Source organism: Bacillus sp. ok061 (genome assembly GCF_900108285.1).
Classification (GTDB): domain Bacteria; phylum Bacillota; class Bacilli; order Bacillales; family Bacillaceae_G; genus Bacillus_A; species Bacillus_A thuringiensis_S.
In genome coordinates this window covers 1-11,848 of the sequence record NZ_FNUW01000056.1, presented here as the reverse complement: position 1 = coordinate 11,848, position 11,848 = coordinate 1, and the positions used below count along the sequence as shown (strand labels likewise).

Genomic DNA, 11,848 nt, shown 5'->3' with positions numbered 1-11,848 from the left:
TGTTCTTCTTAGATTTAAAGCGCGGTGCGCTGTTTTGTTTTTTGAAAAAGCGTGTATAAGCATCCGCAAGGTTGCGAACAGACGACTGAATCGCAATACTATCCACTTCTTTTAGCCAAACAAGCTCTTTCTTCATGGCAGGTAGTTTGGCAGAGCATGTACCATAGGTCAAGCCTTTTCCTGTCTCTTTGTATGCTTGATCCCATAAGGATAGGAAATGATTGAATACAAAGCGAGAACATCCAATCGTTTTGTTGATTAGAATTGCTTGTGCCTGATTTGGATAGATACGAAACTTATAGGCTTTATTCATCATTATTTGATTCACCTCCATTTCGGTATATGACTATTATACACCAAACGTATATTCGATAGGTAGTGGAGTAACACTTTCTATATGTCGAACAATTAAGATGGCTTCCTGCCATCCCTTGTTCGAACCCAATTCATCTCCCACCTACTCACTGAACTGTGACCCTTCACGCTCCTTGAGGAAGGAGTCTTCTTGGCTAAAATGATAAAAATACCAACAATACCTGCGATTAATGCGAATTTAGAGAATTCAGATGGATATGTGAAGGCAACTACTGCCAAACAAGCAATAATCAATGTTAGTCTATAAAACAGTATTCCTTTAGACATTTCCATTTGAGGAATCACACCCTTCTTTTTATATTTGACTAGCAGCGCAACCAATTGCGTAACCAGCTAGACATCCAAGACAACCACCACATGCACCTTCGTAAGCCCATTTAGCCCATTGAGGCATAGTTTTCCAGTTGTTTTTAATACAACGTTGAACATCTTCCCAGTAACCTGCTTTTGCATTGTTTTCTTTTAAGATTGATTCACTTTTTCCATCAGTGAATAATTTCATCTGATTAAGTTTTCCATCTTTTGAATTTAGGTCTAAAGCCCCTACATTTTCACCATTTCCATAATAGAACAAAAAATTAAAATTTTTAATATTTTTATAATGATTGTAATATGTTGTTAACTTAGAGAGCTTTGATATATTCCATTTTTCATTTATTTAAAAATCAAATTATAAAAAAACACCTTCAAGAATGAAGGTGTTTTTTTCTTATAAGTCAGCGTGTGTTTGTAATAAATAATCTGGTCTTGCTGGTGCACCTCCACCGTCTCCTATATTTACAGCTTGATTTTTAAAAGAGTCGTTTAACCCTAACGATAGGATACTAATTAAAGATATTCCAAGTATAGTTAGATAGATTTTTTTCATTATTTTAACGCTCCTTTTTCTAATTCATTTTTTTGAGCTGTATTGCTCATGTAAAAATATTGACTTGCTTTGTTATGGTTATTTTCTTCATAAAACTTTAGAGCTAAGATATCAGCATATTCTTTTACGCATTCCCATAGTTTTTCTTGTTTGAAATAAGTAATACCTTCTGAAATAAATATTTCTAAAGTTAATGTAGGAACATTATTGTTGAGGGCTTTTAAAATTTTAAAACGATGTTGGAATTCTTGATTGTTAAAATCGTTACTAAGTTTTAATCCTTTTTGAATTAGTTGATCGCTGTAATTATGGTCATTTATCTTATAGTATTCATATGCTTCTACGAAAAATGCTTTGAAATGGTTTGGATTGTTCTTTGTTACTTCAGATACATGACGAATCGCGAGTTTAGATAAATTTTGTTTTGAATATAACCAAGCTAAATTATGTCTTACCATAAGGATAGAATTTTTATGGTTATTTTTTTGGAATGTGTCTAGTGCCTTATTAAATGACTCCTCAGCTAATTCGAAATGTTTTAAATCAATACAACACAGACCTATAAAATTGTCACATAGTGCTACATTTATTTCATAACCTTCATGTTTTAAAAATTCTTCTTTAGCTAATTTTATATAATCAAGAGCTATTACTTGTTTATAGATTTGATAATAAAAATATCCCATTCGATAATTAAATTCAGCATGTTCTATTGGATCAGGAATGTGTATTAATAGTTCTTTAGCTTTTTCATAGTGTTCACTTGCTTCAGTGTAATTGGATGTTAAAGTAGAATGGAATGCTTTAAAGAAGTGATAATAATAAGCTAGAAAGTCATCTGCTGGAGTTGTGAAATTATCCATTTCATCAAAACTGCTTTCGTTAATACTTATCCAATCTGTTAATGCTTTGTATCTAAAATCTAATAAAGAATAATATAAGAGTACGCTTTGATTTTCTTTGACATTGTTAATTTCATTGTCTATATACTCTTTTAATTGTTTTGCTTTAACTAATTGTTGTTTTAACATGGATTGATACCAGTCGTTTAATAATTTTGTTATTTGTTCATTTTCTAGTTGAACATTCATAGAATCTTCCCCTTTTCCAAAATTATCTATATCTAATATAAAACCATGGTATCATGGTATTACATTAGATTAACCTTTAAATAAGTTGATATATACAATTCTGAATATTCCGTTTGTTTTACCTTTAATTTTATTGCGGCCTTTATTTAGTATAGTTTTAGCAAAAAAATACTAATAAATCCAGGGCACATTTATGGACAGGATGAAGGATATTACATACGTTTATCATACACCTATGCTTTAATTTATATTTATTAAATTTAATATATTAATAACTAGAAATAGACCATACACTTTAATGTGAGGTCATTGCCATCAAGTTAAGGAATTCATTATCCTAAAAACGAAAAAATGATTTCTCATAAATTGGTGTAAAGAAATAAAAATTTTCTTTTTTTGGGTATGTTAAAATTTTAGCTTGATGGACATATGTCACGCCCCCTATTACTGATTGTTGTTAGAACGCTGCTCCCACAAAGAGATTATCTGAAAAAAATTATTTTTAAACAAAACCTCTTTATAAAAGAACACAAGTTCGTATATAATGAGAACAAACGTTCTTTTGATTTAGGGAGGAATAAAAGTGTATGACTATTCTATCTTACCGAATAGAATCATCTTATGTGTTGATTTACGTAGCTTTTACGCTTCTGTAAGTTGCATCAAAATGGGGTTAGATCCTATGTATACAAAATTGGCAGTAGTCGGTGATGTAAATAGAAATGGTTCAATCGTTCTAGCTGCCACTCCACCATTACAAGCATTGGGTGTAAAGAAGATGGCAAGATTATACGAGATTCCTCGCAGAAAAGACATTCTTGTTGTAAATCCGATTATGGGTACATACATTAAATGCTCTAATTACATAACAAAGTTAGCTTTGCAGTACGTTCCTATTGAGGATTTTCACCAATATTCCATCGACGAGTTCTTCATGGATATTACGGATAGTATTCATTTGTTTGCTAACAATCCCTATGAATTTGCGTTGACATTTAAACGTGAAATATATGCAAAAACACGGATCGAATGCACAATAGGAATTGGCCCTAACCCTTTAATGAGCAAAATAGCTTTAGATATTGAAGCCAAGAAGAATAAAAATGGCATTGCTTATTGGAAATATGAAGATGTCCCAACAAAATTATGGAGCATACGTCCACTAAATAAATTTTGGGGCATATCCTATAAAACAGAAGAGAAATTAAATAGAAAGGGAATACACTCTATTGGAGATTTAGCAAATTATCCTCTTAAATACTTAAAACAGAACTTCGGAAAAATTGGAGAAGAATTACATTTACATAGCCATGGAATTGACTTTAGTCGCATTTCAGAAAAATATGTTCCTGCCACAACTTCTGTTGGAAAAAGCCAAATACTCATGCGCGATTACACAATAGAAGAATTTCCGATTATTCTACTGGAACATATTGAAGAAGTTTGTTATCGGCTTAGAAGACAAAATAAACTTGCTCAAACTGTTCAATTTTCTGTTGGTTATAGCAAGAGTTATAACGGTGGTTTTAGAAAAACACATACTTTAAGTCGTCCAACTAACCTAACAATGGATATTTATAAGATCTGTACATACTTTTTACATCAACAATATACCGGAGAGCCCATTCGCAGCATAAACATATCCTTAACAAACCTCCTTCAAGAAGGAGAAGAACAAATTTCTCTTTTTGATAACATAACGCAGCGAGAACAAGAAGTAAAATTAACAAAAGTAATGGATGAAATACGCACAAGGTTTGGGAAGAACAGTATATTACGGGGAATTTCCTACACGCATAGCGCCACAGCTAGATACAGAAATACACTAATAGGGGGACACAAATCATGAATAACGCTAATATGCCAAAAGGAAGAAAAATGGTCAAGTGGACTCCGTTCGCTGCATTAACATCTCAATTTGATGGGATACGTGAAATGATTAAGGAACAAAACAAAGTAACCCGTCCGATCTTAACAACTGAGGAAAAAGAACGAATTGAAAACATGCTATTATGTTCCTTAGTATCTGAAGAAGAAATAATGATTACATATTATGAGGATGGTTATTTACTCACTAGTTATATTACCGTTGTTGATATTGACCCTTCAAATAGCGCTGTTATATGTACGGATGCTTTTTATAATAAGATGAAACTACAATTTTCTAATATAATAGATGTTAAATAGAATAAATTTACGTAAACATGTTTAAATCATTATAAAGGAGCATAAAAGAATGCAAGAGGCTCAAATAAGAAAGAATGCAGTAGGAGCAATTATTCATAATGATATTAAAAACTATCCCTATTTAAATATACCTATGGTTATTAAAGAGAAAGATGGACAGATTTATGAAGTTATAAACACTGGTTTTCACACTAATAATGCAGTAAGAATGATAACAACGGACGATTTTGCTACAACCAGAGTAAATGCACCGATTGTAACTGTAAAAAACAGTGATGGTAATATTCAAGTATACCGCTTGCCTTTAGAATTGGAATCTTGGGTAATTTCTTGTATGCAGGCTGCTTCTGCAGGAAAAATTTCATTTCCATGTAAAGTTTCCTTTGGGATTATAGATACAAAATATTATGTTGAATTCATTTAAAATTGGAATACATTTAACATTTGATGTAAATAAAGACGGAACACCAACATTTTGCAAATTCTGTACGGCAAGACTAAATCTTTTAATCAAACCATATTTTATTATAAGTACCAAAACTCATTACCAACAACAAAGTAGCCTAAAAATATTAAACATCCTTTATTATCGATATTATTAACGTCAAATAAAAAAAGAAGAGAGAAAACATTCTCTCTTCACCAATAATATTTTACAGAGTAAGTAGGGTAAAAAACTATATAAAGATGAACCACGAAAATACTTTACCTAGTGAATTATATCATAAATCACTCTAAAAAAATACATATCACATACAAATTTGTTTTATTTATGACAAAATTGTTAAATATTTGAATACAAAAAGGCTTTATATCTAAATGAATAGAAAGGTGTTGGTGTGGTAATAAAATTTAAGGAGGCTTTCTATTATGTTTTCAAAAAAACAAAAATTATTAACAGTAATTACAACATTAACATTGGGGTGCGGATTTACTTTTGGCTTAACACCTGCTTCTGCGGATACTGCCAATAACACTTCTCCAATTAAGGAGGAACAGGTACGAATACAAATACCTTTCACGGGCTATGTTATTTCAGCAGACGATAATTACTTAATTGTTGCTGATACTTTTACGAAAGAAGAAGCACTTTATTATCAGAATAATTGGTGGGAGCTAGTTTCCCAAAATAAAATTTTAAGAGTACCTGTATCCAATGGTGAAAACTACAAATTAGGTGAAAAATTAAACGTATACGCTGCTGCTTGGACTTACTCTTTACCACCAATCGCTATAATGCCAACAATTGAAAAAGTAGTTGATTAAATACTGCTTATCTAATAAAAGAAACATTGCCTTAATTAGAGCAATGTTTCTTTTATTCATTTGGCATTAGAAATTGAAATGGATGAGAACAGATTTGGAATACTATTCTCAAAAGCTAATGTAAAGGAAGGGATTAATTCATGTATTCTTTCTTGCAGTGATCTCTTATCTACTTCTCCAAGTTCGTTCAAAAGTTCATTCTCTTCTGAAGACTCATCTCCATTGATTAACATCCTTAACATATCTGAGTTAATGATTTCATGAGGCGAATGAACTAGCCCATTCATCATTATATATTTTTGGAGCATGGATGAATTACCCTCATTTGCTTGCTTTATAGCTTGTTTAAGATATACATCAAAATATTTCTGTGCAAATTTCACACCTTTTAGTGGAACGGCTCCTACATGTTCAACACCTTTCCAACGTAAATCTGCAATTGAACTCAGCCACCATGCCGGCTCAATAGCTTGTTGCATACGTTTCAGCACCTTGCGTTCGAATCCAGGTTTATGAGTAGAATGTTCTTTTAAACAAGTATCTAACATTTCAGCTTCAATGGCGGCTACGGTCATTCCTTGCCCATAAATGGGATCAAAGTTACAAAAAGCATCGCCTAACACTAATAATCCAGATGGCCAATTTTCCATTTGTTCAAAATGTTGACGAGTTGACTCATGTGCTCTAAATCCTCTTGGGACACTAATTGGTTCTAACTCTTTAATTAACTCCCTCATCATAGGGGTAACTAATGAATCCAGCTCTTTTTCATATTCTTTTGAATTGGTTGGTGGATAGTGCGTACCTCCAGCAACAAATAGTAGCGCTTGAGCTATGTTATCTTCAATATATAATAACCCTACAGCACCAACTTTTTTAGCAGGATCTCCTTCAGAAATTGCACTCAATTTCTCTTTGATATGTGAAGGTACTTTATAATATCTCGTGCTATATCCAAAATTCACCTTTAAACGTTCTGGTTCTGGAACATCATATCCCATAGATGTAAGCCATTTATTGAGTTTAGATTGACGACCACATGTGTCAACTACCAAATCGGTTAACACAGTTCGCTTTGTTTTTAATTCGTCTCGTTCTTGAATATTAATTCCAATAACACGCTTGTGATCAGACGAAGCTAAAAGGCCTGTCACCGCTTGATTTGAATAAAAATGTACATTAGGAATTTCTTGGACACGTTGGCGGATTGTCCATTCTAACAATGCTCGACTGCTTGCTGCACCTTTTCGTTCTATAACTAGTTCCAGTGCCCCATACGGAGAAAATCGAATCATTTTATCATTCTTGACATTATGGGCCCCTAAATTTAATAAATCATCAACATATCCAGGAAAGAAACGGTTCATAATTATTTCTCCACGTGGTAATACACGATGAGGATGAAAGTCTTGGGGTGTACCTGGACGTTCAGATGATTTTTGAGGTAACTCATCTTTTTCAACAACTATCACTGTCTCAAAATAACTGGAAAGCACGCGTGCAGTAAGTAAGCCTGCAATACCAGCTCCAATCACAAGTGCCTTTTCTCTTTTTTGCTGTTGATATAGTAATTGATTATCCATCAATAATCTCCCCTCTTTCTAAAAAGTATGTTTGTTCAACATGAATCTATTAAAACTTTTCCAGAAATCAGAATAAACAAATGATGATTCTTCATTACTTCAGTAAGGAGCCCGTTGATTTAATAGTTAATACAGAGAAGAAGCAGCTGCACATCAAAACCCTACAAATTCCCTAGTACTATAAGCTATTACAAGTGAAAATTAATCAACATATCCAGTACAATTGTAGTATCTGATAGCACTGTTCTTAATTAGTTTGTTTTTTCGGTTATAAATGTCTCAGTAACCCCAGCACCTTTATAGTTGTACTTTCAAGTTCAGTTCTCTTAATATACGTTTATATTTTTTTGATATACAATTTTAAATCCTTCTGAAAACTTAATAGATAAATACCCCCGTATCATTACATTACAGAATTTACCCTAATGAAAAGCTCATCTTAACTAACAGGTGCTTTAATTAAATACCTTTATTATCTCTGCAAAGGTATTACAATTTAAAATACGTTTTTCAATCCTTTGAATCTAGCAAAATATTTCATTTAAATAATAAGATTTTACTGCATGATAGGATACCTAAAGCGATTTTGTTATTTCCTTTCATTATGTCCCTATTGGATCTGCATCCAACATTCATCTTATAAAAATTAAGGTGGTCCAAGTCAAAGAAAATACAATCAAATGAATATCCTTTTTTAACAAAATACAGGTTCATATAACCTGTATAACTGCTTACTGTTTATAATAGTTTTTTTAAATACCGCTTTATTCCCCCTTTAATATTTTTTATAATTTGCACCCTAAATGTAGCACTTTTGTTACCCTTATAAATATTTTTGGTTTTTAGAAATATTTATTTGATTTTTAGTAATATTAGGATTCTATTTTATCAAATAAAAACTAGAAGGTTTGAGAGAAGTATGTAATAACGCATAATAAATCAACTGGATATTATGATATACTTTCAAAGAACTGATACAACATTTCTTTAGATTGGAAAACTTAAGTCTTATCTACCTAATTGTGGGGACGTCTTATGGCGTCTTTTCTTTTTTTATTATAAAAAAACCCCTCAAGCATTCATATACTTAAGGGTTTATCGATTGAAAGATAGAGCTGTTTGGAATTCCTTAGATTAAGAACAAAGCGGGATTACTCCTAAACCAATTAATAAAGCTGCAGCAAACGCTGGAATTGGCGCTGGAATCTCGATACCTTCTAAAACTGAAAAGTATTGTCCATTTACTACTTTAAAACAAACTAATTGCATGGCTAATCCTCTCTTCAGTTAGGATTAATACATTATACTAATTAATAATATTATATATACAATTAAATAGTTTTTTCAGGAAATGTGTAATTTATCAACGTTTAAGGGAAACAAATTAATTTATCTTTCCCTTATTTTCAAAAGGACCTGCTCAAGTCATACACAAAAACATAAGGTAAAGTGAACCCATTAAAACACATGAAATACCCCCTAGTTTTCCCCTCTTATGTAAAGGAGGAACTATTATTATGGGATATGGCGGTAGTTGCGGCGAAGGCTGCGGTTTTGCTGGAGGCTTTGCTTTACTTGTTGTACTCTTTATACTTTTAATCATTATTGGATGCAGTTGCTTCTGCTAAAAAACTATTAGAAAAGGCACCTTAGGGTGTCTTTTCTTTATTTCTCAATATAAGAGCTATAAAAATATGCTATGGTTTTAATAGCAATTCCCTTGTGTGCAATGAGATAGTAATACCCAACAAAAAACCCACCTATTTCCGTAGGTGGGCCTTATCTTTATTACACAATCCAAATTATAGTCTGATTTTTTCATAAAATTTATGCAATTATACATATCTGTAAAAATTACACTAAATAAATATTACATATAGTAAAATAATAAATGTAGATACATTCTATAAAGCAGATTCTTTTGAAAGGCGTAACATATCAATCATTATAGAAGGTCTGGCGTCACTCTAATACTGATCTCAAATCTCTTGTACTTTGCGAACTAACAATCTGGTGTATATAGACGATTCTGTTTTATAGGATGTGTTTACACGTATAACAAAGGGATAATACGGATAAGTTTATACTAAATGAACGTGGTTCAAGTCGGAGGAAGACACCTTAGGGTGTCTTTTTTTTGTACATAATAAAAGCCTCACCATCCCCTGGAAACGGTCAGTCCTTTAAAACAAATAACAATTGCAACTATATTAATTTTACATTACATTAAAAGTTAGAGAAAACTCTTATACTAATACAGTGCTAAATAGTAGGTGGGAAAATGGAATTTTACGATTTGGGTATTACCATTAAAGATCTTAGAATTAAAAAAAATATATCACAATCCGAATTATGTCATGGAATATGTTCACAAAGTCAAATTAGCAAGATTGAAAAAGGTGTGATTTATCCATCTAGCATTTTGTTATATCAATTATCAGAAAGACTTGGCATTGATCCGAATCATATATTTGCACTAACTCAAAACAAAAGATTAAAATATGCAGAAAATGTAAAATACGTAATAAAAGATTGCTTAAAGCAAAAACAATATAAAGAACTTTATGAAATAGTAAAAAAAGAGAAAAACTTAAATAATTTTCAAACAAAAGAAGAGAAACAATTTCTAATATGGCATGAAGCAATCGCTATATTTGAGGTAAATAGATCAACAAAAACTGCTTTAACTCTTTTAAATCATGCATTAAAACTAACTTTAACCAATTTTGATTTTTTATCAGAAAGAGAAATACATATTATGCAGACAATGGCTATATTTCATGGAGAAAACAAAGAATATGAAAAAAGTATTACGATATTAAAAAGATGTTTAACTAATTTTAATAAGTTAGATCTTCCTAGAGATAAAGAAATTAAATTAAAAATCATTTTCAATTTAGCAAAATGTTTAGACTTCACATATCAACATGAAGAGGCAATAAAATACATTGATAGGGGCATCAAATTAGCAATTAATCTAAATACTTTATACCTATTAGGTGAACTATTCTATTTAAAAGGTCAGTGTTTATTAAAGATTAAACAACACAATGTAGAAGATGTTGTTTATAACTGGAAAAAAGCATTATTTATATTTGAACTAACAGAAAAAGAATATTATATAAAAATGGTACAAGATGAACTTATTGAAATACAAAATAAAAAACACTCATAATTTCGTAAAAACTACTTAAAAAACCCACAGGAAAAGTTTCCGTAGGTTTTACATTTATAAACATATTATTATTTTTTATAAAACCGCATCTCCAATTATTAGATAACTATCTAATCCATTGGAAATGCGGTTTACTTAGGTCGTTAATGTTTCAGCTATTCTCTTTATTTGAAAATTACATCTACCATACTAATTTAATATTATATTCCTGAAGCCAACTATTAACTTGAAGTAAATAATCTATTATACCTCTTGCATCATTACCTGAAATTACTTCGTCTTTTCCTTCTGCAATAGCACGAACTCTTTCTACATTGATTAATGGCAAAATAGGTGATTCAGGATTGTTCAACACATGTAACATCCAATCACTAATACCTTGTAGATAAGAGGCATCCTTAGTGCTTGGATATGCACTTTTTTTACGATAACGTACATCCTCTGGAAGTACATTTTCAAAAGCTCTACGTAAAATACCTTTTTCAATATTGTCTATGCTTTTCATTTCGAATGGGACATTCCATAAGTATTCTACAAGCCGGTAATCGCAAAATGGAACTCGTACTTCAAAGCCATTCATCATACTTGTGCGATCTTTTCGTTCTAGCATAAATGGCAAGAAACGTGTAATAAACATGTAAGACATTTGACGCTGCTTCATTTGCAGATCACTTTCACCTTCTAAGAAGGGCACCTCAGCAACTGCATCTTCAAATTTTTGTTTTTGATATTTTTCAGGGCTAATCTTCGCTTTAAAATCTTCTGATAGAATTTCTGTACTATACCATAAATTAACACTCCAAGGGAATATCTCTGCATCTAGAAACTTCTCTTGATGGAACCATGGATATCCTGAGAATACTTCATCTGCGGATTCGCCTGAAAGTGCAACTGTTGCGTCTTTTTTCATTTCCTTAAATAGCAAATAAAGAGACGTTTCTAGTTCTCCAACTCCAGGTAGATCACGCGCTCGCATTGGAGTTAATAAATACTCTATTAAACTATCTGATCCTAACTCTATAGAATGATGCTTTGTTCCTACATATTCAGCCACACGTTTCACCCAAGGTTCATCACGATCAAAACGAAGGAAGTCTTGCTCAAAGTCTTTTTCATCATTGATGAAATTCAGGGAATATGTATGAAGACGTTCCCCTTTATTCCCAAATTCATTTCCTGCTAAACCTGTTAAACCACTGGAATCTAAACCTCCGGAAAGCATAGATACCACTGGTTTATCAGCAATTAACTGACGTTTAACCGTATCTTGTAAAATGGAGCGGATTGTCTCGACTGTTGTATC

The 11,848-nt window shown here is 31.7% G+C and carries 13 protein-coding genes; 6 read left to right on the top strand and 7 right to left on the bottom strand.

Translation table 11 applies throughout. The annotated features are described in order from the left end of the window. The 4 genes from C4S65_RS32850 to C4S65_RS32830 form a co-directional block, all read right to left on the bottom strand. A partial coding sequence (locus C4S65_RS32850) for a helix-turn-helix domain-containing protein (protein ID WP_142391618.1) occupies window positions 1-316 on the bottom strand: 316 nt, incomplete at its 3' end. Window positions 317-670: 354 nt separating this feature from the next. Beyond that, the gene (locus tag C4S65_RS32840; protein WP_223285862.1) at window positions 671-877 is read right to left on the bottom strand and encodes a hypothetical protein; all 207 of its coding nucleotides are present in this window, start codon (window positions 875-877) and stop codon (window positions 671-673) included. A gap of 207 nt (window positions 878-1,084) precedes the next feature. Then, on the bottom strand, window positions 1,085-1,243 hold the full coding sequence (locus C4S65_RS32835) for a Phr family secreted Rap phosphatase inhibitor (protein WP_000725639.1): 159 nt from the start codon (window positions 1,241-1,243) through the stop codon (window positions 1,085-1,087). Then, complete coding sequence (locus C4S65_RS32830; RefSeq protein ID WP_001102652.1) at window positions 1,243-2,334, bottom strand: RapH N-terminal domain-containing protein; 1,092 nt, start codon at window positions 2,332-2,334, stop codon at window positions 1,243-1,245. The genes C4S65_RS32835 and C4S65_RS32830 overlap by 1 nt, the downstream gene beginning before the upstream one ends. Before the next feature lie 583 nt (window positions 2,335-2,917). Between C4S65_RS32830 and C4S65_RS32825 the strand changes: the two genes are divergently transcribed. The 4 genes from C4S65_RS32825 to C4S65_RS32810 all read left to right on the top strand — a co-directional run bounded on the left by C4S65_RS32825 (window position 2,918) and on the right by C4S65_RS32810 (window position 5,787). Next, window positions 2,918-4,183, top strand: coding sequence for a Y-family DNA polymerase (locus tag C4S65_RS32825; protein ID WP_000272584.1), 1,266 nt, complete (start codon window positions 2,918-2,920; stop codon window positions 4,181-4,183). Continuing rightward, window positions 4,180-4,521: a YolD-like family protein gene (locus C4S65_RS32820; RefSeq protein ID WP_001057820.1), complete on the top strand. Its 342-nt coding sequence runs from the start codon at window positions 4,180-4,182 to the stop codon at window positions 4,519-4,521. The genes C4S65_RS32825 and C4S65_RS32820 overlap by 4 nt, the downstream gene beginning before the upstream one ends. Before the next feature lie 49 nt (window positions 4,522-4,570). After that, entirely contained in the window at window positions 4,571-4,945 is a 375-nt protein-coding gene (locus C4S65_RS32815; RefSeq protein WP_001154606.1) for a hypothetical protein, read from the top strand. A gap of 446 nt (window positions 4,946-5,391) precedes the next feature. After that, a complete protein-coding gene (locus tag C4S65_RS32810; protein WP_000491765.1) occupies window positions 5,392-5,787 on the top strand; it encodes a DUF3221 domain-containing protein in 396 nt (131 codons plus the stop codon). A 56-nt stretch (window positions 5,788-5,843) separates the two neighbouring features. Here the strand turns inward: C4S65_RS32810 and C4S65_RS32805 are convergent, their stop codons facing one another. After that, complete coding sequence (locus C4S65_RS32805; protein WP_103945886.1) at window positions 5,844-7,370, bottom strand: FAD dependent oxidoreductase; 1,527 nt, start codon at window positions 7,368-7,370, stop codon at window positions 5,844-5,846. A gap of 1,134 nt (window positions 7,371-8,504) precedes the next feature. Next, the gene (locus C4S65_RS35585) at window positions 8,505-8,639 is read right to left on the bottom strand and encodes a hypothetical protein (RefSeq protein ID WP_001177697.1); all 135 of its coding nucleotides are present in this window, start codon (window positions 8,637-8,639) and stop codon (window positions 8,505-8,507) included. Window positions 8,640-8,887: 248 nt separating this feature from the next. Here C4S65_RS35585 and C4S65_RS32800 point away from each other — a divergent pair, with 248 nt between their 5' ends. Then, the gene (locus C4S65_RS32800; protein WP_000540371.1) at window positions 8,888-8,998 is read left to right on the top strand and encodes a YjcZ family sporulation protein; all 111 of its coding nucleotides are present in this window, start codon (window positions 8,888-8,890) and stop codon (window positions 8,996-8,998) included. Window positions 8,999-9,651: 653 nt separating this feature from the next. Beyond that, window positions 9,652-10,545 carry a helix-turn-helix domain-containing protein gene (locus tag C4S65_RS32795; protein WP_103945885.1) on the top strand — a complete coding sequence of 298 codons (894 nt, stop codon included), beginning with the start codon at window positions 9,652-9,654 and terminating at the stop codon, window positions 10,543-10,545. A 181-nt stretch (window positions 10,546-10,726) separates the two neighbouring features. Here the strand turns inward: C4S65_RS32795 and C4S65_RS32790 are convergent. Further along, window positions 10,727-11,848: asparagine synthase C-terminal domain-containing protein (locus tag C4S65_RS32790; RefSeq protein WP_142391617.1), on the bottom strand; the 1,122-nt coding region annotated here is incomplete at its 5' end.